Below are 25,007 nucleotides of genomic sequence, written 5' to 3' on the forward strand. Positions count from 1 at the left end.
CCCCATCTGCCGGTCGGTCTCAGCCGGAAGGCCAGTGCGAACGAGGCTCCGAACCCGTCCCGGCCAGGTGTTTCTCCTCCCGCCGCTGCGCTCTGCGGCGCAGGAACCGGCGGATGCGGGAGGCCAGGAAGATCAGTATCACCAGGCCGAGGAAGAGCAGGGTCGCGGCGATGACCGCCGCCGCCAGTGGATGGAATATCGCGAACGTGATGATCCCGGCGACGCCGAGGTCCTCGGCCGTGCTCACCGCGATATTGCTGAACGGCTCGGGGGAGGTGTTCAGCGCCATCCTGGTGCCCGCCTTCACCAGATGGCTCATCAGCGCCGTGGAACCGCCGACGGCCCCGGCCGCGAGCTCCGGCAGCGAACCGCTCTCTCCGGCCAGCAGCGCCGCCACGACAGCCCCGGCGACCGGCCTGACGACGGTGTGCACCGAGTCCCAGACCGAGTCCACGTACGGGATCCTGTCCGCGACCGTCTCGCACAGGAAGAGCACGGCGGCCACCACGAGCACATCGGTGCGCTGCAGCGACGCGGGCACCTCGTCGCTGACTCCGGTCGCGCCGAAGATGCCGAGCAACAGGACCACCGCATAGGCGTTGATCCCGCTCGCCCAGCCACTTGTGAACACCAGGGGGAGTACGGACACGGACGCGATCGTAACCAGGAGCGTGCCGCTCCGGCTGGGGTCCGGTGCGCAGCTCTGAGTATCCGTACCTAGTCGGCGAGATGAGTAGGTACGCGGATGGGCTCCCACCTGCGCAGAGGGAAGAGTGGGGAGCACGGAAGGGGCGCAGCGCCGGTACCGCCGACACGGGGCGGCGGAACGGGTGCCGCACTCCTTCCGGAACGGGGGTGCACGGGGGTGCGCAACGGAGGGCCGCGGACCACGGGGGAAGGCTCTTCGGCAGAGCAGGAAACGCCGGTCGGGCGAGGCTCGGAGGGATCGAGCCTTGCCCGACCGGCGCTTCCGCGTGCGCGGACGTCGCCCCGGAGAGGGTGTGTCAGTGCCCGCTGACCCGGCCGTGCAGCAGCAGCGACAGCGCCGAGTGCACATCGTCCATGGGCCGCTCCGGCTGGAACGCCTTCCAGTCCAGGGCCGCCACCAGGACCATGCCGACCAGCGCGGCCGCCGTCAGCGGGATGTCGATCTCCTGGCTGAGCTCACCGTTGCCGACGCCCTCGCGCAGCACGTCCTCGACCACGGCGACCGCCTCCTGACGTACCACCAGGAGGGTCGCCTGCCAGGCGCGATTGGTGCGCCACAACTCGGCGACGTACAGCTGGGTGAACGCCGGATAGCGGTCGATGAAGGCCAGACCGGCCCTGATCATCGCGTCCAGGGCCTCGACCCGGGTACCGCCGCGTTCCGCCGTCTCCTCGGCCGCGGACCGCAGCGAAGCGGTCAGCAGCCCGACGCCGTGCCGCAGCAGCTCCTCGAAGAGCTCGGTCTTGCTCTTGAAGTTGTAGTAGACCGTGCCCTTGGCGACCCCGGCGCGCTCGGCGATCTCGTCGACCGTGGTCGCCGAGAAGCCCTTCTCGGCGATGAGAGTGACGGCCGCCTCGTAGAGCTTCTGCCGGGTGGCCTGGCGGCGCGTGCTGCTACTGCTTTCCATGCGCTCGATTCTCACAGGTCCGGGCGCGCTCACAGGCTCAGCTCCGGATGCAGCCGGTCCAGCGTCCACACCTGCTTGCGCCGGGCGGATACCGCGGTCAGAGCCAGCGCCCCCGCAGTGAACGCCAGCAGCACCGCGCAGTCCTGCCAGACCGGACCCAGCCCGCCGCCCGTGATCAGCCGGCGCAGGCTCTCGACGATGTAACTCATCGGCAGGTACGGGTGGATCGCACCGAAGAAGCCCGGGCTGGTCTGGACGGGGTACGTGCCCCCGGCCGAGGTCAGCTGCAGCATCAGCACCGCGAGTACGAGGATCCGTCCCGCCGCACCGAACCGGGCGTTCAGCCACTGCACGATCGCACCGAAGCAGCAGGTCACCAGGGCGAGGAAGCCGATCGTCCCGGCGGCATGGGCCATCTGCAGCCCCAGCCCCCAGTGCAGTACGGACATCAGGGCGGCCACCTGCAGCAGACCGATCGCGGCCACCGGCAGCCACCCGGCGAAGGCAACACGCCAGGCGGAGGCCCCCGCGGCGAGCGCCCGCCGGTTGAGCGGCTGGATCAGCATGTACGCCACCATCGCGCCGACCCAGAGGGAGAGCGGAATGAAGTAGGGCGCGAATCCGGTGCCGTAGTTGGCGGCCCGGTGCAGCGACTGGGAGGCGAGCTTGACCGGATCGGCCATGACGTCGGTACGCCGGTCGCGGTCCTGCTTGTCGTAGTCCGGGATCTTGCCGACGCCGTCGTTCAGCCCCTGGGCGAGCGTGGCGGAACCGTCGCTCAGCCGGATCAGCCCGCCGTCCAGGTCGGTTGCGCCCGTCTTCAGCCTGCCGACGGCGGTGTTCAGATCGGCGGATCCGGTCTTGGCCGTGGCGAGACCCGTGTGCAGTTCGTCCGCGCCGCTGGCGACCTTGTGGGCGCCGGTGTTGAGCGCGTTGATCTTCGCGACGGCGGACTTCAGGTCCTCGTCCAGGTGCGGGGAGCGCTCGGCGAGGGCGTCGGCCTGCTTCTGCAGAGTGGTGAGCTGCCCGCGCAGCTTCTTCAGGTCCCCGGTCTGGTCCTTCACCAGGACGTTCACATCGTCGGCGACCTTCGCGACATCGGCGGCCGCGGTCGTGGCGCGCTTCAGCGGGGGACAGACGGTGGGGTCGGAGGGCAGCTGCTCCGTGCAGCGGGTGCGGTAGACGTCGGCCAGATCGTCGGAGGCCTTGTGCGCGGCGGTCGCCGCGGTGGGCGCCGCCTTCACCAGCTCGTCGAGGTTGTCCCGTACGGTCTGCGAGGAATCGGCGACCAGCCGGGCGGTGTCGCCGATCGACTTGCCGTTGTCCTTCAGGAACGGGCGGACGTCGCCGGCCACGCCGTTGACCTTGTCGGCGAGGAGCTGGGTGCCGTCGGCGACCTGCCGGGAGCCGGTTTCGAGGTCTCCCGCGCCCTTGTTCAACTTGACGATCCCGCTCTCCAGGCGCCCGCTGCCCGCCTTGGCGTCCTTCAGCCCGTCCGCGAGGTCCTTCGAGCCCTTCTTGGCCTTGCTGATCCCGCCCTTCAGATCGTCGGCGCCCTTGGCCGCCTCGGCCGTCGCGTCGTGGAGGTCGGAGAAGGAGATGAAGATCCGGTCCAGGAAGCCACGCGAGGCGTTGGTGGAGGCGGCGGTGCGGACCTCGGAGAACACCGTCCGGGAGATCTGCCCGACGATGTAGTTGTTGGCGTCGTTCGTCCGGACCTGGAGAGCACCGGTCTCGGGGGAGTCACCCGAACTGGACGCGATCCGCTTGCTGAAATCCGACGGCATGGTCAGCGAGAGGTAGTACGTACCGTCCTCGACGCCCCGGCCGGCCTCGGCGGAGCTCACCTCGTGCCACTCGAAGACCTTGGAGTCGAGCAGCTTGGCGGTGATCTCGTCACCCGCCTCGACGCGCTTGCCGGCCGCGGTGGCGCCCTTGTCGTTGTTGACCAGCGCGACGGGGATCTTGTCGAGGCGGCTGTACGGGTCCCAGAAGGACCACAGGTACAGGGCGCCGTAGAGCAGGGGCAGCAGCACGAGCGCGACGAGTGCGGCGCGGGGCAGCTTCCCCCTGCTGAAACGCTTCAGCTCAAGCGCGGCCAGTCTCGGCGATCGCATCGGCCGTTCCCTCCTCGGTCGCCGCCGCCGCAGGGGCGTCGGTGGTCTCTGCGGTGTCGGTGGTGCCGGTGGTGTCCGTGGCCCCGACGCTGTCCGTACGCACGGTGATCGCGTCCTCGGGGGCCTGGCTGCAGACGGCGATCACGGTCGTCCCGCCGGCGGCGACGGAGCGCAGCATCTCCCAGGCCTCGGCGCGTTCGGCGTCGGAGAGCTTGAGATCGGTGTCGTCCACGGCGAGCAGCCGCGGGTGGCCGATCAGCGCGAGGGCGACGGACAGCCGCAGCGCCTCCAGCCGTTCCAGATCGCGTACGGAGGTCCGCTCGGCCTTGGGCAGGGTCGTGGGGTCGAGTCCGGCGGCGTCCAGCGCGGCGTCGATCCGGGCCCGGGCCGTGGCGGCGCGCTCGGCGCGCGGGCGGAGCAGGGCACGCAGCGAGCCGTCGAAGCGGCGCTGCAGGAGGGCCCGCTCGCGCAGGTGCTCGGAGACGGTGAGGGCCGGGTCGAGCTCGCTGACCCCGGGGACCGGGCCGAGGGCGCTGATCCTGCGTACGGCGGCCATCTGGCGCGGCAGGCCCAGACCGCCGATCTCCGCACGGCCCTCGGAGGGACGCATCCGGCCGGTGAGGGCGAGCAGCAGACAGGTGCGGCCGGAGCCGGACGGGCCCTCGATCGCGACCAGTGTGCCGGGCCCGGCGTCGATCCGCACGCTCCGGAAGGCCCAGCCGCGCGGTCCTTTGAGCCCGAAGTCCTCGGCGGTGACAGCTGCCCCGTGCGGGCTGTCCACAGACTCTCCTTTTTTAGACTGACCGGTCAGTGCAAAAAAATAGCCCGAACTCGCGATCGAAGCAAAAGTGCAGTTCAGGGGCTGATCGGGGTCGATTGTCAGTGGTGCCCCCCACGATGGATACATACGGCCATGGAGCCGTCACACGACGACAGGAGGTTCGTCATGGCCAACTCGTCCGCAGCAGCCGCCTCTCGGCGCCGCGCAGGCGGCCCTGCCCCCTCACCGACCGGCCCCGCCCCGTCTTCTCCATCGAGCGGTCCGGCGAACGACGTCCACCCCGTGCTGCGCCGCGCCACGGCGCCGCCTGCAGCCCTCGATCTGCTCGCCCAGGCCCGCATCGGCCTCGACGAGGCCGCCGTGCTCACCGTGCCGAACGAGCGCTATGCCACCGCCCACCTCGCGGCCCTGCGGACTGCTGCCGCCGTGCTCGCCGCACGGGGACGGCCCGAGACCACCAGGCGGCGGCGGGAAAGGATCCGCAGCGCCTGGGAGGTCCTCCCGGAGATCGCCCCGGAGCTCACCGAATGGAGCGCCCTGTTCGCCTCCGGGGCCCGCCGCCGGGCCCGTGCGGAAGCGGGTATACCGGGGGCGGCCAGCAGCCGTGACGCCGACGATCTGCTGCGCGACGCGGCCATGTTCCTGCGCCTCGTCGAGCGGCTGCTGGTGCTCCAGCCGACACTCCCACAGGCCCGGAAGGAGCGGCGCGACGCGGGATGACGGCGGCGGTGGCCCGAGGCAATAGGGTGGACAGCACCTGCATCACCTGCACTGTTCACGCTCCGCCGCCAGCGGCGGCACCGTGCCGAGGAGTCATCTGCCGTGTCGGACCAGCTGCGCCCCCGCGCCTCCCTCCGTACCGCCGTGGTCTGGGAGGTCCTGAAGGACGCCCTCGACCGCCAGGTCAAGGCGACCGGCCGGGACGCCCTGGACGTCCTGGACACCGGCGGCGGCACCGGCAACTTCGCGGTGCCGGTCGCCCGGCTCGGCCACAAGGTCACCGTCGTCGACCCCAGCCCCAACGCGCTCTTCGCGCTGGAGCGCCGCGCCGCCGAGGCCGGGGTCGCCGACCGTGTCCGCGGCGTCCAGGGCGACATTCTCGGTCTGTTCGAGGTGGTCGAGCGCGGTGAGTACGACGCGGTGCTCTGCCACGGAGTCCTGGAGTACGTCGACGACCCCGCCGAGGGCGTACGGAGCGCGGTCGACGCACTCCGCCCGTCCGGCGAACTCAGCCTGCTCGCCGCCGGCCTCGGCGGCGCCGTCCTGGCCCGGGCGCTCGCCGGGCACTTCACCGAGGCCCGGCGGGCGCTCACCGACCCGGCGGGCCGCTGGGGCGAGGGTGACCCGGTGCCCCGGCGGTACACCGCGGAGCAGCTCACCGAGCTGGTCTCCGCAGCGGGCGTCGAGGTCGGCGCTGTCCACGGTGTACGGGTCTTCGCCGACCTCGTACCGGGCGTCCTGGTGGACACCGAACCCGGTGCGATGGATGCACTGCTCAAGCTGGAGAGCGCCGTCGCGGAACTGCCGGCCTTCCACGCGGTCGCGACCCAGCTGCACGTTCTGGGCACCAAGGGCGCTGAGGGGCGGCCGCAGCGCGGCTGATCAGCAACGCAGCTGCAGACGGAGTACGCCCCAGGACGCCCGATCGGGGGTCGCGCCACGTATGATCGGGGGACACCATCCGGCATGACGGATCGGAGGTTGGGGAATCTACGCCTCAGCAGCTGAGCCGTCGTGGCGGCCCGGACTGGCTGATTGGCGATGCGGGCGGGTTTCACGGGGGTGATTCCCTGCCTATCCTGGAAGGGCCGCATACCGGCCGCCCCCCGCGGCCGACGACGAGGAGGACTCCGTGCCGCTCTCGGAGCACGAGCAGCGAATGCTCGAGCAGATGGAGCGAGCGCTGTACGCCGAAGATCCCAAGTTCGCGACAGCGCTCGAGGGAAGCGGGCTGCGTACGTACACCCGACGACGGGTCTACCAGGCGGTCGCAGGCTTCCTGGTGGGTATCGCGCTCCTCATGGCCGGAATGGTCGCCCAGCAGATCTGGATCAGCGTGGTGGGATTCCTCGTCATGCTGGGCTGCGCGGTCCTTGCGGTCACTGGTTGGCGCAAGGCGCCCAAGCCCGGCGAGCAACAGGCAGCCGGCGGCGGGAGCGAGCGCCGACAGCCCAAGCAACGCCGAACGGTGATGAACCGGATCGAGCAGCGGTGGCAGCGACGCCGCGACGAGCAGGGCCAGTAACGCGTCGGAAAACCGATGGGTGAGGGGGCGGCCGCAGAAATGCGGCCGCCCCCTCACCCATGTCCGCACCAGTGCTGTGACCGCTCACGGGGGTGTCCTCAAACGCCGGACGGCCCGCGGCCGCCGGACGGGCCCCCGAAATCAAGCCCGTCGAAGGGATCCCCCTCATGCCCTTGAGGCGCCTTGAGGCCATGGGGGCTCCAGGACACGGCGCAGCCGGAGGCCGCGCGCCATGCCTCAGCTCTGCTGCCGGGACGGCCACCGCGGCCAACCGCCCCACCGGGCAGCCCACCTGCCGGTGAAAACCGATCGGCGTTCCGAGAGCGCGTCCATCACCCGAATGGCCGAGCGCGGTGCCACGACCGCCCGGATCCGGGTGAAGCGGTCGGCGGAGATCCGCAAGCTGTTCCGCACCGTCTCCACGTCCTCGGCGAACCCGGCGCCCGCCCGGGGCTGCGGGGCGTAGAGCACCTGCTCCACCGCCCCCGCCACCCGGTGCACAGCGGCCGCCGCCTCCGTGTCCAGCCGGCCCAGCCGGACCACCCGGGCCGCCGTTTTCCGCGGGGTCTGTGAGCCGTCCGGCTCGACGCCGTGGTCCCACGCCGAATCGATGATCTCCAGCCAGGCCGCCAGCGTTCTGGCCGTCACATCGGCCGGCGTGCGCCCGGCGGACGACGCCAGCCTCCGCTTACGCACCCGTACCCGCCACAGCATTGGCAGCAACGGCAGCGTGACGACCACCAGCGAGGCCAGAGCCACCCAGACAACGGTGCTCGTCGGGGTCCCCGAGTCCGTCGGACCCGCGGTGGCCGACGCCACCGCGTTGCCGCAGTCGCCCAGCTTGCGCAGCTGCACAGGGCAGCTCTCCGAGGCGGACGGTGCGGCGGACGGCGCCGCCGAGGCGTCCTGCTCCGGCAGGCTCGGGTCGGCTGCGCCGCCCGCCGGGGCGTCCGGCCGGGTATAGCCGGGCGCGCTGCCACGCGTCGGGGTCGGCTCGAACCGGGTCCATCCGACGCCCTCGAAATACAGCTCGGGCCAGGCGTGCGCATCGCGCAGCCCCACCGACACCGCACCGTTCGACTGCACGGTGCCGGGAGTGAAGCCCACCGCGACGCGGGCCGGAATGCCCAGCGTCCGCGCCATCGCGGCCATCGTGAACGAGAAGTGGACGCAGAAGCCCCTCTTGTCCTTCAGGAACCGGCCGATCGCGGCCGAGCCGGTGCCGGAGGTCACTGCGGTGTCGTAGCTGAAGCCGCCCTCCGAGGCGAAGTAGTTCTGCAGCTTCACCGCTCGCTCGTAGTCGTTGACGGCGCCCTTCGTCACCCGGTCCGCCGTCTTCTTGACCACCTCCGGCAGCGAGCCCGGCACCTTGGTGTACTCCCGCAGCACCTTGGAGGGCGCGTCGGGAGCCGCGGCGAGCTGGTCCGCGGTCGGCTGCACGACCAGGCTCGACACCTCGTAACGCGCACCGCTGGTCGTCTGGCCGCGGTCGCCGACGAGGGTGCGCCCCGCCGGTTCGTACCGCCAGCGCCCGCCGATCCTCACCTCGGTCGCGGGGTAGGGGAGCGGCAGATAGCTCTGCCGGTAGGAGCGGGAGGAGGAGATGTTCGACCGGATCTCCGTGACAGCGACATCCGGACTCAGGCCGTCCGGCCCCGGGATCCGCTTCGGCACGTCCTTCAGGCTGCGCCGGGAGGCCCGCCACTCGCTCCCGTTGAACTGGTCCAGCGCCAGGATCCGCAGATAGAAGTCCTGCGGGTTCCGGGAATTGGTGCGGTACGACATCACCTCCCGGTTCTCCGGCTGGTTCAGATTGTTCTGCAGCGAGACCAGCGGGTTCACCGCGGAGACCGTGCCACCGCCACCGCCACCGCCCTTGCCGTTCCCGCTGCCGGTCCCTGCGAGGAACCCGCCGTCGAGAGCGGGCAGGGCCGCCGGCACGGCCAGTGCGATGCCCAGCGCCAGCGCACCGATCCGCCGCCCGGTGCGGACCGGGGCGAGCGCCCGGCCGCCCGACACGTCGAGGCCGGCCGCCCCACCGCTCGGTGACCGTCCCGCGCCGCCGAAGACCCGCCCCCACTGGGAGATCCGGTCCCGGCCCTCGGCCAGCAGGAGCAGCAGATAGCCGCAGGCGGCGAGCAGGAACCAGAGCCAGCCCGCGCCGCCGCCGCCGGACAGTCCCGCGGCGACCGAGTAGAGCGCCAGGAGCGGCAGTCCGGCAGGGGCCGCGCTGCGAAACGTCACCGCGAGGGTGTCCACGGCCAGACCGATCAGCAGTACACCGCCGACCAGCATCAGCCGGATGCCCGCCGTCGCGGGCGCCGGGATGGCGTACTGCCCCACATCGTCCGCGCCCGCCCGCAGCAGGTCCGCCAGGTGCCGTACGGCCTCGGGGCCCGGCAGGAAGCCGACCACTGCCTGCTCCCGTGCGAACACCGCGGTCAGCAGCACCAGGGTGACCAGGAACTGTGCCGCGACGATCAGCAGCCGCGGCAGCGGCACCCGGCGGGCGAGCGCGCCCACCCCGCTCTGGATCGCCAGCAGGACCGCGGCCTGCAGGATCCATCCGGTCGGGTCGACCAGCGGCAGCATCGAACCCGCCGCCAACAGCGTCGCCGCAAAGGCGCACAGCGCCAGCCGACCGCGTCCGCTCATGACCGTCCCCTCATGACTATCCACCGGTGAAACCTGTCGTGCCGCCCGGTGCGCCGCCCGACAGCGCGGACTGCGTCACGGAGCTCTGCTGTCCCGCCTGCTGCCACAGCGGGGCGAGATCCGCCCCCGGCCCCACCGCGACCGCTGTCCAGCCCGACTCGCGCAGCAGTCGCAGGCGCTCCTCGGACGCTGCGAGCACCGCGTCGGACGCGCTGCCGTGCATCCAGGCGGCACTGTCCAGGACGAACGCGACGGCGCCGCCGCTGCGCTGCCGCATTCGGGCAGCCACCGCCGTCTGCTCGTCGTCCAGATCGCCGAGGAACGCGACCAGCACCCCTTCGTTGCCGCCGCGCAGTACGTCGTACGCGCGCGACAGACCGCCTCCGTCCGAGTGGTCGACAACTGCGAGGGTGTCCATCATCAGTCCCGCGGAGTCGGCGGACTCCTGGGTCGATCCGGCGAAGCCGCCCTCGCCCTCGCCCGGCACCGAACTGCCGTCGTCGGTCAGCAGCCGCACCGCGAAGCCCCGCTCCAGCATGTGCACCAGCGCGGACGCCGCCCCCGACACCGCCCACTCGAAGGGCGAGTCGGGCCCGGTCCCCTGATAGGCGATCCGCCGGGTGTCCAGCAGCACCGTGCACCTGGCCCGCTGGGGCTGCTCCTCGCGGCGCACCATCAGTTCGCCGTAACGCGCGGTGGAGCGCCAATGGACCCGGCGCAGGTCGTCGCCGTGCCGGTAGCCGCGCGGAATCACGTCGTCCTCACCGGCCAGGGCGAGTGAGCGCTGCCGCCCCTCGCCGTACCCGGACGCCTCGCCCGACAGCCGCACCGGCGGCAGCGGCTGGGTCCGCGGGACGACGACCAGGGTGTCGTACGCACTGAACGAACGGGTCAGCTCGCACATCCCGAACGGATCGCTCAGCCGCAGCTGCAGCGGCCCGAGCGGATACCGCCCGCGCAGATCCGACCGGACCCGGTAGGACACCTCGCGCCGGCCGCCCGCCTCCACCCGGTCCAGGACGAACCGGGGGCGCGGCCCGAGGACATAGGGCACCCGGTCCTGCAGCATCAGCAGCCCGGTGGGCAGCCGGGACACGTTCTCCATCCGCAGATGCACCCGTGCCTCGGTGCCCGCGGGCACTCGGGACGGGGAGAGCCGCCGGGTGCCCGCGACGCGGTAGCGGGTGCGGAGGAGCACCGTCACACAGACCAGCGGGAGCACGGTGAGCAGCAGCCCGACACGCAGCAGATCACCCTGGCCCAGCACATACGCGCAGATCGCGGCCGCGATTCCGGCAGCGAGGAAGGACCGCCCACGCGTGGTCAGTCCGCCCAGCGCGGCCCGCAGACCGCCTTTGCCGTCGCCGTCCTCCATCGGGGCGGACCCCCCGGCTGTCATCACGCCCGCCGTGCGCCGGGCGGCTGCTGCCGGCCGTACACCGGCCGGCCCGGCTGGTGCTGCGGCGCCGGGACCGACGTATCGCCGGCCGCGGTCGGCACCGGCGTCTGCTGGAGGATCTCCAGCACGACCTGCTCCGCGGTGCGGCGGTTCAGCTGGGCCTGCGCGGTGGGCAGCAACCGGTGCGCGAGCACCGGGACGGCCAGCGCCTGCACATCGTCCGGCAGACAGTAGTCCCGCCCGGTCAGTGCCGCGGACGCCTTGGCGGCTCGCAGCAGATGCAGGGTGGCGCGCGGCGAGGCGCCGAGTCTGAGATCCGGGTGGCTGCGGGTCGCGCCGACCAGCTCCACCGCGTACCGCCGCACCGAATCGGCCACATGGACCGTTCGCACGGCTTCGATCAGCTTCACGATGTCGTGGGCGTGGGCCACCGGCTGCAGATCGTCGAGCGGCGAGATCCCGCCGTGCACATCGAGCATCTGCAGTTCGGCCTCCGCGCTGGGGTAGCCGATCGACACCCGGGCCATGAACCGGTCGCGCTGGGCCTCGGGCAGCGGATAGGTGCCCTCCATCTCGACCGGGTTCTGGGTGGCCACCACCATGAACGGGTCCGGCAGTTCGTAACTGTGCCCGTCGATGGTGACCTGGCGCTCCTCCATCGACTCCAGCAGAGCGGACTGGGTCTTCGGCGAGGCGCGGTTGATCTCGTCGCCGATCACGATCTGGGCGAAGATCGCGCCCGGCTTGAATTCGAAGTCGCGCCGCTGCTGGTCGAAGATCGACACGCCGGTGATGTCCGAAGGCAGCAGGTCCGGCGTGAACTGGATGCGTCGCACCGAGCAGTCGATCGACCGCGCGAGCGCCTTGGCCAGCATCGTCTTGCCGACCCCGGGGACGTCCTCGATGAGGAGATGCCCCTCCGCGAGCAGCACGGTCAGCGAAAGCCGTACGACCTCAGGCTTGCCTTCGATGACACTCTCCACCGACCTGCGCACCCGCTCCGCTGTGGCGGTCAGATCTGTGAGGCTCGCTCGATCGTCATAGGTCGTCACCCGGCCCTCCTCGGCCCTGCCCCGCGCTCTCAAGGAGCAGGGGGTACCCCATTCACGGGCCGATGCGCTGTAGTCGGCCCGGCCCACCCCGATGTACGGACACCCTCCGGACAGGTCCGGTGGGTGTCACACCCGCATTCTTGTTGCCGTTACCGCTTCGTGTCACTCGCCTGTGGACAAGTGGATGCGAAATGTCAGGGTCCAGGCCCTTTTCAGTACCCGCCGGACGTGCAATCAGGGTCAGGCGACGGGAAGGATCTCGCGGAGCAATCCGCTGGTCACGTCGAAGACGAAGCCGCGGACGTCGTCGGTGTGCAGCAGGAACGGCGAGGTGCGGACGCGCTGCATGGACTGCCGTACGTCCTGATCCGCGTCCTTGTAGGCCTCCACGGCCCAGACCGGGCGCTGGCCGACCTCCGCCTCCAGCTCCTGCCGGAACTCCTCGGTGATCGATTCGAGGCCGCAGTTGGTGTGGTGAATGAGGATGACGCTGCGGGTGCCGAGGGCTCGCTGGCTGATGGTGAGCGAGCGGATCACGTCGTCGGTGACCACGCCGCCCGCGTTGCGGATGGTGTGGCAGTCGCCGAGCGCCAGGCCGAGCGCGTCGTGCAGGTCGAGCCGGGCGTCCATGCAGGCGACCACGGCGACCTGCAGCACCGGCCGCGCGTCCATGCCGGGGTCGTCGAACTCGGCCGCGTAACGGATGTTCGCCTCGACCAGGTGGTCGGTGACGGTCCCGACGGTACGGGCCTGACCGGCAGCGGATGCGGAGAGCTCGGCGTGGGGGTGCGCGGAAGTCGACATGGGTACGACGTTAGCTCGCACAGTTCGCTCCGGCGTGCTGTGAGAGCGGACAAAGAACGTCAACGAGACTTGTTGTGAGGTAGCCCACAAGCCTCACAACGAATCGCTCGAACGGGTGATGGAGAGGGCGGGGCGACGCGCTGCCCCGTTGATTGATCGGGAATCGATCGAATGGCAGGGTGGACTAAAGTGACCGGAAGTTACCGACACCCTGCACATTCCGAAGATTTCCCCTGTGTGCGCGGCGTACGTAGGGCCCGGCCCTCTCCCGCTCGCCGGTCGGCTGACGCCACTTCCCCGGCGCCGGTGGACCTCCCCTCCCGAGCGGGCGGGGACCAGGCCTTGCGTGCAGCCACACGGGACCTGAGCCTGAGAGGGCGCATGAGCCAGACCCGACACGTCCCGGTGATGCTCCAGCGATGCCTGGACCTGTTGGCCCCGGCTCTGGAAGCGCCGGGCCCGCAGCAGCCCGTGGTCGTCGACTGCACCCTCGGCCTCGGCGGCCACAGCGAGGCGCTGCTCGCCGCCTTCCCGACCGCCCGGCTGATCGCGCTGGACCGGGACAAGGAAGCGCTGCGGCTCTCCGGCGAGCGGCTCGCCCCGTACGGCGACCGGGCCACACTGGTGCACGCCGTCTACGACGAACTGCCCGAGGTGCTCGCCCGGCTCGGCATCCCCAAGGTCCAGGGCATCCTGTTCGACCTCGGTGTCTCCTCCATGCAGCTGGACGAGGCCGACCGCGGATTCGCGTACGCCCAGGACGCCCCGCTCGACATGCGGATGGACCAGACGACCGGCATCGGCGCGGCCGAGGTGCTCAACACCTACCCGCCCGGCGAGCTCGTCCGGATCCTGCGCGCGTACGGCGAGGAGAAGCAGGCCAAGCGGATCGTCTCCGCGATCGTGCGCGAGCGCGAGAAGGAGCCGTTCAGCAACAGCGCCCGGCTCGTCGAACTGATCCGGGACTCGTTGCCGCAGGCCGCCAAGCGCACCGGCGGCAACCCGGCCAAGCGCACCTTCCAGGCGCTGCGCATCGAGGTCAACGGCGAGCTCACCGTCCTGGAGCGGGCGATCCCGGCCGCGGTGCAGTCCCTCGCCGTCGGTGGCCGGATCGCGGTTCTCTCCTACCACTCGCTGGAGGACCGCCTGGTCAAGCACGTGTTCGCGGCGGGCGCCGCCAACACGGCGCCGCCCGGACTGCCCGTCGTCCCCGAGCGTTACCAGCCCCGGCTCAAGCTGCTGACCCGCGGCGCGGAACTGCCCACGGAGGAGGAGGTCGCCGAGAACCGGCGAGCCGCCCCCGCCCGGCTGCGCGGCGCCCAGCGGATCCGCGAGGAGGAGCGGTGAGCGCGGCCGGTCCGGCCGGCACGGCACCGGGAGAGCCCGAGGTGGCGCGGTGAGCGGACCGGCCGGACAGCTGAAGGGACGGGCCGCGCGGCTCGCCCGGCTGATGCCCTCCGGGCCCAGCAACGCGGCCCGTACGCCCTTCGTCCTGCTGGTCGTGCTGCTCCTCGGCGGCGGACTGATCACCCTGCTGCTGCTGAACTCCGCGCTCAACGAAGGTTCGTTCAGGCTGAGCGAACTGAAGAAGCGGACCACCGAGCTCACCGACGAGCAGCAGGCGCTCCAGCACGACGTCGACGGGTACTCGAAGCCCGACGCACTGGAGCGCCGCGCTCGCGAACTGGGCATGGTGCCCGGCGGCAGCCCCGCCTTCCTCGAACCCGACGGCACGGTCCGCGGTGTCCCCTCCGAGGCCACCGCCCCGCCGACCCCCGCAGCCCCCCGGCACACCCAGCAGGCGGCGCCGCCGCCCGCCGCCTCGCCCACGTCCGCAGCGCCGGTCACCGGCTCGCCGTCGGCGGCGCCCGTGACGAAGCCCAGCACCTCGACAGCCCCGCCCGCGACGAAGCCCAGCACCTCCGCAGCCCCGCCCGCGCAGCCGCGCACCCCGGCAAACCAGTCCTCGACGAGCCCCGGCAGGTGACGCAGTGCCCTCCAAGGAACCACCGCGCCGCCGGATCCCCGGCCCCGCGCGTCCCCGTAGCGCCGTAGCCGGCTCCGGCCGTCCCCGGCCCGCCGCCCGCCGCCCGTCGTCCGCCGCGGCCGCGCCCCGCGCAAGGGGTCGCCGCGCTCCGCGCAAGGGATCGGCGCGCCCGCTGCGGCTGGGCAGCCCGCGCCCCCGGCTCCGCCTGGTCAGCCTGGCGCTGACGCTCGTCATGCTGGCGTTCGTCGTGCGGCTCCTGCAGGTGCAGGCCGTCGATGCCAGTGCGTACGCGGCCAAGGCCGACAAGAACCGCTACCTCGAGTACACGGTCGCCGCCGAGCGCGGTGAGATCACCGACCGCAGCGGGATCGCCCTGGCCACCAGCGTCGACGCGTACAACATCACCGCCGACCCCAAGATGTTCACACCCGAGGACAGCAAGGCCCCGAACGCACCGGAGCAGGCCGCGGCCCTCCTCGCACCCATCCTCGGCGTCGAGGCAGAGGAGCTGACGAAGAAGCTGTCGAAGCCGAAGAGCCGGTACGTGGTGCTGGCCCGCCGTCAGACCCCGCAGGTCTGGAAGCAGATCAAGGACCTCAAGTCCGTTTTCGCCGAGAAGGCGCAGAAGGACAGGGCGAACGGCGGCACCGGGGCCAATGTGCTGGCCGGTGTCTTCCAGGAGACGACCACCAAGCGGGTCTACCCCAATGGCGGGCTCGCCGCCGGGATACTGGGTTACGTCAACGCCGAGGGCAAGGGTGCGGGCGGTCTCGAGTCACAGCTGGACAAGGAGCTCGCGGGCGAGGACGGCAAGATCAAGTACGCCCAGTCCGGCGGCCGCCGGGTGCCCACCGCGGGCACCAGCGAGGTCCCGGCGGTCGCGGGTTCCGACATCGAGCTGACCATTGACCGGGACATCCAGTGGGCCGCGCAGAAGGCCATCTCGGACCAGGTGAAGAAGTCCAGGGCGGACCGCGGCTATGTGATCGTGCAGAACGCGAAGACCGGCGAGGTCCTTGCCATGGCCAACGCCCCGGGATTCGACCCCAACGACCTCTCGCAGGCCGACGCGGCGTCGCTGGGCAACGCGGCGCTGCAGGACGTGTACGAACCGGGCTCCACCAGCAAGGTCATGTCCATGGCCGCCGTGCTGGAGGAGGGGGTGGCCACCCCCGGCACCCATGTCACCGTCCCCAATCGGCTGCACCGCGGCGACCGGCTCTTCAAGGACGACATCGACCACGCCACCTGGTACCTGACGCTCAACGGCGTACTCGCCAAGTCCAGCAACATCGGCACCATCCTGGCCACCGGGCAGCTCGGCAGGACCCAGCCGAAGGCCAACAAGGTCCTCTACTCGTATCTGCGCAAATTCGGCATCGGCCGCCCGACCGGGCTGAACTACCCGGGCGAGACCCCCGGCATCCTCGCCGAGCCGCAGGACTGGTCGACCTCGCAGCAGTACACGATCCCGTTCGGCCAGGGACTCTCGCTCAACGCCATGCAGGCCGCCTCGGTCTACTCGACGATCGCCAACGGCGGCGTCCGGGTCCAGCCCACCCTGATCCGCGGAACCAGGGGCGCGGACGGCCGCTTCACCCCCGCTGCCGCCCCCGAACAGACCCGGGTGATCAGCAAGAGGACCGCGAAATCACTCGCGGGCATGCTGGAGTCGGTGGTCGGTGACGAGGAGGGCACCGGCACCAAGGCCCGCATCCCCGGATACCGGGTCGCAGGCAAGACCGGCACGGCCAACCGGGTCGACCCGGTCCGCGGCGGCTACCACGGCTACACCGCGTCCTTCGCGGGCTTCGCGCCCGCCGACGACCCGCAGATCACCGTCTACTGCGCGATCCAGAACCCCACCAAGGGAAGCTACTTCGGCGGTCAGATCTGCGGTCCCATCTACAAGCAGGTCATGGAGTTCGCGCTGAAGACGCTCCAGACCCCACCGTCCGGCAGCGAGTCAGCCCGGCTGCCGGTGTCCTTCAATCCCGGCGAGTGAACTCGGGGAAACCAGCCAGTGACAACCATCACCCCCGAACCCGGGAACCGGAACGGGAACCACCGCAACCCTGCCCCCTCGCTTAGCGAGACGCCGGGTGCGCCCGGTACGCTCACCGCCGTGCCCCACGCTGAACAGTCCCAAACCTCCCCGAAGGACGCCCCTGTGACCTACCCGGGAGCGCCCCGCCCGGATCGGCTGCGGCCGACCCCCCTCGGTGAACTGGCAGCCCGGCTGGGAGCCGAGCCGCCGGGATCCGGTGAGGTCACCGGCATCACCCACGACTCCCGGGCGGTACGGCCCGGCGATGTGTACGCGGCGCTGCCCGGCGCCCGGCTGCACGGCGCCGACTTCGTCGCCCAGGCGGCCGGCCTCGGCGCGGCAGCGGTTCTCACCGACCCGGCGGGCGCCGGGCGCGCCGCCGCGACAGGGCTGCCGGTGCTGGTGACCGAGAACCCGCGCGACCGGATGGGCGAACTCGCCGCCGAGATCTACGGGCGGCCCGGCGCCGACCTCCTCCAGATCGGGATCACCGGGACGTCCGGGAAGACCACCACCGCGTACCTGGTCGAGGGCGGCTTCCGTGGCGCCGGACGCAGCACCGGCCTGATCGGCACCGTCGAGACGCGGATCGGTGACGAGCGCATCAAGTCCGAGCGCACCACCCCCGAAGCCACCGATCTCCAGGCCCTTTTCGCCGTCATGCGCGAGCGCGGCGTCGACGCGGTCACCATGGAGGTCTCCAGCCACGCCCTGGTACTCGGCCGCGTCGACGGCTGCGTCTTCGACGTTGCCGTCTTCAACAACCTCAGCCCGGAGCACATGGAGTTCCACTCCGGCATGGAGGACTACTTCCAGGCCAAGGCGAAGCTGTTCACCCCGCAGCGGAGCCGGCAGGGCGTCGTCAACTTCGACGACGAGTACGGCCGCAGGCTGGTCACGGAGGCAACCGTCCCGGTCGTCACCTTCTCCGCCGAAGGCCACCCGGACGCCGACTGGCGCGCCGAGGACGTCGAGGTCGGACCACTGGGCTCCGCCTTCACGGCCGTCGGTCCCAAGGACGAACGGATCACGGCCAGAGCCCCGTTGCCCGGCCCGTTCAACGTCGCCAACACCCTCGCCGCGATCGTCACCCTCGCCGTCGCGGGCGTCGACCCCCAGACCGCGGCCGACGGCGTCGCCGCTGTCCCCGGCGTCCCGGGCCGACTGGAGCGTGTGGACGCCGGCCAGCCGTACCTGGCGGTCGTCGACTACGCGCACAAGACCGACGCCGTCGAGTCGGTCCTGCGCTCGCTGCGCAAGGTGACCAAGGGCAAGCTGCACATCGTGCTCGGCTGCGGTGGCGACCGCGACACGACGAAACGCGGCCCGATGGGCGCCGCCGCGGCTCGCCTCGCCGACACCGCCGTACTGACCTCCGACAACCCCCGCTCCGAGGACCCCCTGGCCATCCTCGCCGCGATGCTCTCGGGCGCCGCCGAGGTACCCGCACACGAGCGCGGCGACGTCCTCGTCGACGCCGACCGGGCCGCCGCCGTCGCCGCCGCCGTCGCCCGCGCCCGGCCCGGCGACACCGTGCTGATCGCCGGCAAGGGGCACGAACAGGGCCAGGACATCCACGGGGTGGTACGCCCCTTCGACGACCGTACGGTGCTGCGCGCGGCCATCGCACGGTCCCTGGGGCACGGGAGCGCCGAGAACGCCCCGGAGCTCGCCCACACCCACGAGAACAACAGTCAGGGATGACCAAGTGATCGCCCTTACCCTCGCCGAGATCGCCGAAATTGTCGGCGGGCAGTCGTACGACATACCGGATCCGGCAGTGACCGTCAGCGGGCCCGTCGTCATCGACTCCCGAGAGGTTCAGCAAGGCAGCCTGTTCGTCGCCTTCGCCGGCGAGCGGGTCGACGGCCACGACTACGCGCAGCGCGCCGTCGAGGCGGGCGCGGCAGCCGTACTCGCCGCGCGCCCCGTCGGTGTTCCGGCGATCGTCGTCGACGACGTCATGGCCGCGCTCGGCACCCTCGCCCGCACCGTCGTCGAACGCCTCGGCACCACTGTCGTCGCCCTCACCGGCTCCGCGGGCAAGACCTCCACCAAGGACCTGATCGCCCAGCTCCTGGAGCGCAAGGGCCCCACCGTCTTCCCCGCGGGCAACCTCAACAACGAGATCGGCCTGCCGCTCACCGCCCTGCGCGCCACCGAGAAGACCGAGCACCTGGTCCTCGAAATGGGTGCCCGCTACATCGGCGACATCCGCTACCTCACCGGCCTGGTCCCGCCGCGGATCGGCCTCGTCCTCAACGTCGGCACCGCGCACATCGGTGAGTTCGGCGGCCGCGAGCAGATCGCGATCGCCAAGGGCGAGATGGTCGAGGCGCTCCCGGAGGACGGAGTCGCCGTCCTCAACGCCGACGACCCGCTCGTCCTCGCCATGTCCTCCCGTACGAAGGCCCGTGTTCTGCTCTTCGGCGAAGCCGCGGATGCGGACGTACGGGGAGAGAAGGTCCGTCTCACCGACGACGGCCGCCCCGCTTTCACGCTCCACACACCCACCGGGTGCAGCGATGTGACCATGCGCCTGTACGGTGAGCATCACGTGTCGAACGCGCTCGCCGCGGCCGCCGTCGCCCATGAGTTGGGCCTGCCCCCAGACGAGATCGCCGTTGCGCTCTCCGAGGCGGGCACCCTCTCCCGCTGGCGCATGGAGGTCACCGAGCGTCCGGACGGCGTGACGTTCGTCAATGACGCCTACAACGCGAACCCCGAATCCATGCGAGCAGCGCTGCGCGCGCTGGCCGCCATGGGGAAGGGGCGGCGTACGTGGGCGGTGCTCGGCCCTATGGCCGAGCTCGGCGACGCCTCGCTCGCCGAGCACGACGCGGTCGGACGGCTCGCCGTCCGGCTCAACGTCAGCAAGCTCGTCGCGGTCGGGGGCAGAGAAGCCTCCTGGCTGCAACTGGGCGCATACAACGAGGGTTCGTGGGGTGAGGAGTCGGTGCACGTGTCCGACGCACAGGCGGCCGTCGACCTGTTGCGCAGTGAACTGCGCGCGGGAGACGTCGTGCTGGTGAAGGCGTCCCGGTCGGCCGGCCTGGAACGGGTCGCCCAGGCACTGCTGGAGAACTCGACCGAGGGCGAGGTCACCGGCCGATGAGGCAGATCCTCTTCGCGGGGGCCATCGGGCTCTTCCTGACCCTGGTCGGTACCCCGCTGCTCATCAAGCTCCTGGCCCGCAAGGGATACGGGCAGTTCATCCGTGACGACGGCCCGCGCAGCCACGGCAGCAAGAAGGGCACGCCCACCATGGGCGGCATCGCCTTCATCCTGGCCACGCTGATGGCCTACTTCCTGGCGAAGGTGATCACCGGCGAGGAGATGCGCTTCTCCGGTCTGCTGGTCCTCTTCCTGATGACCGGGATGGGCCTCGTCGGGTTCCTCGACGACTACATCAAGATCGTCAAGCAGCGTTCGCTCGGTCTGCGGGCCAAGGCGAAGATGGCCGGCCAGCTGATCGTCGGTATCGCCTTCGCGGTGCTGTCGCTCCAGTTCGCCGACGGCCGCGGCAACACCCCGGCCTCCACCAGGCTGTCGTTCGTCACGGACTTCGGCTGGTCGATCGGCCCGGTGCTGTTCGTCGTCTGGGCTCTGTTCATGATTCTCGCCATGTCCAACGGCGTGAACCTGACGGACGGTCTGGACGGTCTGGCCACCGGCGCGTCGGTGATGGTCTTCGGCGCGTACACGTTCATCGGGCTGTGGCAGTTCCAGGAGTCCTGCGCCAACGCGGTCTCCCTGACCAACCCCAACGCCTGCTTCGAGGTACGCGACCCGCTCGACCTCGCGGTCGTCGCCTCCGCGCTGATGGGCGCCTGCTTCGGCTTCCTGTGGTGGAACACCTCGCCCGCCAAGATCTTCATGGGCGACACCGGTTCGCTGGCACTCGGCGGTGCGCTCGCCGGTCTCGCGATCTGCTCCCGCACCGAGTTCCTGATGGCCATCCTCGGCGGCCTCTTCGTGATGATCACCATGTCCGTGGTCATCCAGGTCGGCTCCTTCAAGATGACCGGCAAGCGGGTCTTCCGGATGGCGCCGCTCCAGCACCACTTCGAACTCAAGGGCTGGTCCGAAGTCCTTGTCGTGGTCCGCTTCTGGATCATCCAGGGCATGTGCGTGATCGTCGGACTCGGTCTCTTCTACGCAGGGTGGGCAGCCGCCAAGTGAGCAACCAGGACTGGCAGGGCAAGCACGTCACCGTCGCCGGGCTCGGTGTCAGCGGGATCCCCGCTGCCCGTGTCCTGCACGGCCTCGGCGCCGTTGTCACGGTGGTCAACGACGGGGACGACGAGCGTTCCCGTGCGCAGGCCGCAGAGCTGGAGGCGCAAGGCATCACCGTGCGCCTCGGCGACGGGGCGACCCTGCCCGAGTCCACCGAGCTCATCGTCACCACCCCCGGCTGGAAGCCGGACAAGCCGCTCTTCGCAGCAGCCGCCGAGGCGGGCGTCCCGGTCTGGGGCGACGTCGAGCTCGCCTGGCGGCTGCGCGGTCCCGATGCGGCTCCCTGGCTCGCGGTCACCGGCACGAACGGCAAGACCACGACCGTCCGGATGCTCGCCTCGATCCTGGAGGCGGCCGGGCTGCGCACCGCCGCCGTCGGCAACATCGGCGTCTCCCTCCTCGACGCCGTCCTCGGCGAGGAGCCCTACGACGTACTCGCCGTCGAGCTCTCCAGCTACCAGCTGCACTGGGCGCCCTCGCTGCGCGCCCACTCCGCGGCCGTTCTCAACCTGGCCCCGGACCATCTCGACTGGCACGGCTCCATGGAGGCGTACGTCGCGGACAAGGGCCGGATCTACGAGGGCAACCGGATCGCCTGCGTCTACAACGCGGCCGACCCGGCCACCGAGGACCTGGTCCGCGGGGCGGACGTCGAGGAGGGCTGCCGCGCCATCGGCTTCACCCTCGGCACCCCGGGCCCGTCCCAGCTGGGCGTCGTCGACGGCATCCTCGTCGACCGCGCCTTCGTGGCCAACCGGCAGAAACAGGCCCAGGAGCTCGCCGAGGTCGCGGACATCAACCCGTCCGCCCCGCACAACATCGCCAACGCCCTGGCGGCCGCGGCCCTGGCCCGCGCCTTCGGCGTCGAACCCAGGGCGGTACGGGACGGTCTGCGGGCCTTCCGCCCCGACGCGCACCGCATCGAACACGTCGCGGACGTCGCATCGGTGGCGTACATCGACGACTCCAAGGCCACCAACACCCATGCCGCGGAGGCTTCCCTCGCGGCCTATGACCCGATCGTCTGGATCGCCGGCGGCCTCGCCAAGGGCGCCACGTTCGACGAGCTGGTGACCGGCGCCGCCAAGCGGCTGCGGGGCGTCGTACTGATGGGCAGTGACCGGGCGCTGATCCGCGAAGCCCTCGCGCGACACGCCCCCGAGGTCCCGGTCGTCGACCTCGACCGGACCGACACTGGGGCGATGTCCGAGGCGGTCCGCGAGGCGGCACGGCTCGCCCGGCCGGGAGACACCGTACTGATGGCCCCGGCCTGCGCTTCGATGGACATGTTCGCCAATTACAACAAGCGGGGCGAGGCATTCGCGGACGCGGTCCGCGCACTCGCCGACGAGAGCGCCTGACGGGCCCGGCCACCGCGCCGTACTGTCCCGGACAACCGGGTTCGGGCGGCTCCGCCGCACGCCCTGGCCCTCGGCAGCAGCCCCGGGCACGAGCAGTGGAGGGGACAGCGACAATGCCGGCCGACGAGAGCTCCGCCGCGCACGGCAAGGGCCGCCCACGGGAGGCCACGAGGACCAGCCGGGTGCTCGCCCCACCCTTCCTGGCCGGACCCCCGGTGCCCGGCGGCCTCGCCCTGCGCGGCAGACTGGCGGGCACCCGGCAGCCCGCCGTACCGCGCTCCAGGGGCCGCAGCGGCTCCGGCTCCGGCCCCCGCGTGCCCCGTGGCGGCGGTGTGCGGCGGCTGTACGAGCAGGCGCGCCGGGCCTGGGACCGCCCGCTGACGGCGTACTACCTGATCCTCGGCGCTGGGCTGCTGATCACCGTGCTCGGTCTTGTGATGGTCTACTCCGCCTCGATGATCAAGGCGCTCGAGCTGTCGAAGCCCGGCACGTACTTCTTCCGCAAGCAGTTCCTCGCCGCCCTCATCGGCTCCGGACTGCTGATCACGGCTTCCCGGATGCCCGTCAAGCTCCACCGGGCGCTCGCCTACCCGCTGCTCATGGGTACAGTCTTCCTGATGGTGCTGGTCCAGGTGCCGGGGATAGGGATGTCGGTCAACGGCAACCAGAACTGGCTCTACCTGGGCGGCCCCTTCCAGCTCCAGCCCAGTGAGTTCGGCAAGCTCGCCCTGATCCTCTGGGGCGCCGACCTGCTCGCCCGCAAACAGGACAAGCGGCTGCTGACGCAGTGGAAACACATGCTGGTGCCGCTCGTCCCGGTCGCCTTCATGCTCCTCGGGCTGATCATGCTCGGCGGCGACATGGGAACTGCGATCATTCTCACCGCAATCCTGTTCGGCCTGCTCTGGCTGGCCGGGGCACCCACCCGGCTGTTCGGCGGGGTGCTCGCCGTCGCGGGCGTGCTGGCCTTCCTGCTGATCAAGACCAGTCCGAACCGGATGTCCCGGCTCAGTTGCATGGGCGTGAGCGAACCCGGACCCGACGGCTCGTGCTGGCAGGCCGTGCACGGCATCTATGCTCTGGCATCCGGTGGATGGTTCGGATCCGGGCTGGGTGCGAGTGTGGAAAAATGGGGCCAACTGCCCGAACCGCACACCGACTTCATCTTCGCCATCACCGGGGAGGAACTGGGGTTGGCGGGGACGCTGTCGGTACTCGCCCTCTTCGCGGCTCTAGGCTATGCGGGTATCCGCGTGGCCGGACGCACGGAGGACCCCTTCGTGAGGTACGCCGCGGGAGGTGTGACCACCTGGATCACGGTTCAGGCCGTGATCAACATCGGTGCGGTGCTCGGCCTGCTGCCGATCGCCGGGGTCCCGCTCCCGCTGTTCTCCTACGGGGGATCGGCCCTGCTGCCGACCATGTTCGCGGTGGGGCTACTGATCGCGTTCGCGCGTGAGGAGCCTGCTGCGAAGGCGGCCCTGGCCATGCGGAGGCCCGGGGTGAGATGGAAGACGATGAGACGGCGCGGCAAGAAGCGTCCGTCCGGAGAGCGGTGAATTTCGGTGCATGTCGTACTCGCCGGCGGGGGGACCGCCGGCCACATCGAGCCCGCGCTTGCCCTCGCGGATGCCCTGCGCAGGCAGGACCCGAGCGTGGGAATCACTGCCCTCGGCACGGAGCGCGGACTCGAGACCAGGCTCGTACCCGAGCGGGGGTACGAACTGGCGCTGATCCCGGCCGTGCCGCTGCCCCGCAAACCCACCCCCGAACTGATCACCGTCCCGGGACGGCTGCGCGGCACCATCAAGGCCGCCGAGCAGATCCTGGAACGCACCCATGCGGACTGCGTGGTCGGCTTCGGCGGCTATGTCGCCCTGCCCGGCTACCTCGCCGCCAAGCGGGCCGGGGTGCCGATCGTGGTCCACGAGGCCAACGCGCGGCCGGGACTGGCCAACAAGATCGGTTCGCGGTACGCGCACGGGGTCGCCGTCTCCACCCCTGACAGCAAGCTGCGCGGTGCCCGCTACATCGGCATCCCGCTGCGCCGCACCATCGCCACCCTGGACCGGGCCCGGGTCCGCCCGGAGGCGCGCGAGGCCTTCGGTCTCGACCCCAACCTGCCCACGCTGCTGGTCTCCGGCGGCTCGCAGGGCGCCCGCCATCTCAACGAGGTGGTCCAGCGGGTCGCCCCGCTGCTGCAGCGTTCCGGGATCCAGATCCTGCATGTGGTCGGCCCGAAGAACGAATTGCCGCGCATCGACAACATGCCCGGGATGCCGCCCTACATCCCGGTACCGTACGTGGACCGGATGGATCTCGCGTACGCCGCTGCCGACATGATGCTCTGCCGCGCGGGCGCGATGACCGTCGCCGAACTCTCCGCCGTCGGGCTCCCCGCCGCCTACGTCCCGCTGCCCATCGGCAACGGCGAACAGCGGCTCAACGCCCAGCCGGTGGTCAACGCCGGCGGCGGTCTGCTGGTGGACGACGCGGCGCTCACCCCCGAGTGGGTGCAGGGCAACGTCCTGCCGGTGCTTGCGGATCCGCACCGGTTGTACGAGATGTCCCGCGCCGCCGCCGAGTTCGGCCGCCGGGACGCCGACGACCTGCTCGTCGGCATGGTGTACGAGGCGATTGCCGCACGCCGCAACGCGTGAGGCGGACGGGTCCGGGGGCGGTGCCCCTGGATCCGGCATAAGGAGCG

Annotated in this window: 20 protein-coding genes; 12 read left to right on the top strand and 8 right to left on the bottom strand. The window is 71.1% G+C overall.

All coding sequences use genetic code 11. The features are described 5' to 3' along the window. Nucleotides 1-19 precede the first annotated feature (19 nt). From OH809_RS31100 to OH809_RS31115, 4 genes are all read right to left on the bottom strand, one after another. Nucleotides 20-649: a DUF4126 domain-containing protein gene (locus OH809_RS31100; RefSeq protein ID WP_406418646.1), complete on the bottom strand. Its 630-nt coding sequence runs from the start codon at nt 647-649 to the stop codon at nt 20-22. Nucleotides 650-1,004: 355 nt separating this feature from the next. Continuing rightward, nucleotides 1,005-1,616 (bottom strand): TetR/AcrR family transcriptional regulator, encoded by a 612-nt coding sequence (locus OH809_RS31105; RefSeq protein WP_406418644.1) that lies wholly within the window; start codon nt 1,614-1,616, stop codon nt 1,005-1,007. Between the two features lie 29 nt (nt 1,617-1,645). Beyond that, nucleotides 1,646-3,733 carry a YhgE/Pip family protein gene (locus OH809_RS31110; RefSeq protein ID WP_406418642.1) on the bottom strand — a complete coding sequence of 696 codons (2,088 nt, stop codon included), beginning with the start codon at nt 3,731-3,733 and terminating at the stop codon, nt 1,646-1,648. After that, complete coding sequence (locus OH809_RS31115) at nt 3,705-4,514, bottom strand: ATP-binding cassette domain-containing protein (RefSeq protein WP_406418641.1); 810 nt, start codon at nt 4,512-4,514, stop codon at nt 3,705-3,707. The genes OH809_RS31110 and OH809_RS31115 overlap by 29 nt, the downstream gene beginning before the upstream one ends. A 165-nt stretch (nt 4,515-4,679) precedes the next feature. Here OH809_RS31115 and OH809_RS31120 point away from each other — a divergent pair, with 165 nt between their 5' ends. The 3 genes from OH809_RS31120 to OH809_RS31130 all read left to right on the top strand — a co-directional run bounded on the left by OH809_RS31120 (nt 4,680) and on the right by OH809_RS31130 (nt 6,759). Continuing rightward, entirely contained in the window at nt 4,680-5,234 is a 555-nt protein-coding gene (locus OH809_RS31120; protein WP_406418639.1) for an SAV_6107 family HEPN domain-containing protein, read from the top strand. Between the two features lie 102 nt (nt 5,235-5,336). Beyond that, nucleotides 5,337-6,116, top strand: a complete 780-nt coding sequence (locus OH809_RS31125; RefSeq protein ID WP_406515944.1) for a class I SAM-dependent methyltransferase — start codon at nt 5,337-5,339, stop codon at nt 6,114-6,116. Nucleotides 6,117-6,366: 250 nt separating this feature from the next. After that, complete coding sequence (locus tag OH809_RS31130; RefSeq protein WP_037697061.1) at nt 6,367-6,759, top strand: DUF3040 domain-containing protein; 393 nt, start codon at nt 6,367-6,369, stop codon at nt 6,757-6,759. Nucleotides 6,760-6,996: 237 nt separating this feature from the next. On the opposite strand, the gene OH809_RS31135 is transcribed toward OH809_RS31130, so the two are convergent. The 4 genes from OH809_RS31135 to OH809_RS31150 all read right to left on the bottom strand — a co-directional run bounded on the left by OH809_RS31135 (nt 6,997) and on the right by OH809_RS31150 (nt 12,669). Beyond that, nucleotides 6,997-9,414 carry a DUF3488 and DUF4129 domain-containing transglutaminase family protein gene (locus OH809_RS31135; RefSeq protein ID WP_406515945.1) on the bottom strand — a complete coding sequence of 806 codons (2,418 nt, stop codon included), beginning with the start codon at nt 9,412-9,414 and terminating at the stop codon, nt 6,997-6,999. 16 nt (nt 9,415-9,430) lie between these two features. After that, nucleotides 9,431-10,813: a DUF58 domain-containing protein gene (locus tag OH809_RS31140; RefSeq protein ID WP_406515946.1), complete on the bottom strand. Its 1,383-nt coding sequence runs from the start codon at nt 10,811-10,813 to the stop codon at nt 9,431-9,433. Next, nucleotides 10,813-11,865, bottom strand: coding sequence for an AAA family ATPase (locus OH809_RS31145; protein WP_406418631.1), 1,053 nt, complete (start codon nt 11,863-11,865; stop codon nt 10,813-10,815). Before OH809_RS31145 ends, OH809_RS31140 begins: the two co-directional genes overlap by 1 nt. Nucleotides 11,866-12,105: 240 nt before the next feature. Continuing rightward, entirely contained in the window at nt 12,106-12,669 is a 564-nt protein-coding gene (locus OH809_RS31150; protein WP_406418630.1) for a beta-class carbonic anhydrase, read from the bottom strand. Between the two features lie 381 nt (nt 12,670-13,050). On the opposite strand from OH809_RS31150, the gene rsmH reads away from it, so the two are divergent. The 9 genes from rsmH to murG all read left to right on the top strand — a co-directional run bounded on the left by rsmH (nt 13,051) and on the right by murG (nt 24,960). Continuing rightward, nucleotides 13,051-14,016 carry a 16S rRNA (cytosine(1402)-N(4))-methyltransferase RsmH gene (rsmH, locus tag OH809_RS31155; protein ID WP_406418628.1) on the top strand — a complete coding sequence of 322 codons (966 nt, stop codon included), beginning with the start codon at nt 13,051-13,053 and terminating at the stop codon, nt 14,014-14,016. A gap of 49 nt (nt 14,017-14,065) precedes the next feature. Then, nucleotides 14,066-14,656, top strand: a complete 591-nt coding sequence (locus OH809_RS31160; protein ID WP_406515947.1) for a septum formation initiator — start codon at nt 14,066-14,068, stop codon at nt 14,654-14,656. Nucleotides 14,657-14,660: 4 nt separating this feature from the next. Next, nucleotides 14,661-16,661, top strand: coding sequence for a peptidoglycan D,D-transpeptidase FtsI family protein (locus tag OH809_RS31165; protein ID WP_406418624.1), 2,001 nt, complete (start codon nt 14,661-14,663; stop codon nt 16,659-16,661). An 18-nt stretch (nt 16,662-16,679) separates the two neighbouring features. Further along, nucleotides 16,680-18,407 carry a UDP-N-acetylmuramoyl-L-alanyl-D-glutamate--2,6-diaminopimelate ligase gene (locus OH809_RS31170; RefSeq protein ID WP_406515948.1) on the top strand — a complete coding sequence of 576 codons (1,728 nt, stop codon included), beginning with the start codon at nt 16,680-16,682 and terminating at the stop codon, nt 18,405-18,407. A gap of 4 nt (nt 18,408-18,411) precedes the next feature. Beyond that, nucleotides 18,412-19,818 carry a UDP-N-acetylmuramoyl-tripeptide--D-alanyl-D-alanine ligase gene (gene murF, locus OH809_RS31175; RefSeq protein ID WP_406418620.1) on the top strand — a complete coding sequence of 469 codons (1,407 nt, stop codon included), beginning with the start codon at nt 18,412-18,414 and terminating at the stop codon, nt 19,816-19,818. After that, a complete protein-coding gene (gene mraY, locus OH809_RS31180; RefSeq protein WP_037697086.1) occupies nt 19,815-20,885 on the top strand; it encodes a phospho-N-acetylmuramoyl-pentapeptide-transferase in 1,071 nt (356 codons plus the stop codon). The genes murF and mraY overlap by 4 nt, the downstream gene beginning before the upstream one ends. Further along, on the top strand, nt 20,882-22,300 hold the full coding sequence (murD, locus tag OH809_RS31185) for a UDP-N-acetylmuramoyl-L-alanine--D-glutamate ligase (RefSeq protein ID WP_406418618.1): 1,419 nt from the start codon (nt 20,882-20,884) through the stop codon (nt 22,298-22,300). Before mraY ends, murD begins: the two co-directional genes overlap by 4 nt. A 113-nt stretch (nt 22,301-22,413) precedes the next feature. Further along, nucleotides 22,414-23,859 carry a putative lipid II flippase FtsW gene (gene ftsW, locus OH809_RS31190; RefSeq protein WP_406515949.1) on the top strand — a complete coding sequence of 482 codons (1,446 nt, stop codon included), beginning with the start codon at nt 22,414-22,416 and terminating at the stop codon, nt 23,857-23,859. Between the two features lie 6 nt (nt 23,860-23,865). Then, entirely contained in the window at nt 23,866-24,960 is a 1,095-nt protein-coding gene (gene murG, locus OH809_RS31195; RefSeq protein WP_406418614.1) for an undecaprenyldiphospho-muramoylpentapeptide beta-N-acetylglucosaminyltransferase, read from the top strand. The last annotated feature ends 47 nt before the right edge of the window (nt 24,961-25,007 follow it).

It is taken from the genome of Streptomyces sp. NBC_00873, from assembly GCF_045207415.1.
Classification (GTDB): Bacteria; Actinomycetota; Actinomycetes; order Streptomycetales; family Streptomycetaceae; genus Streptomyces.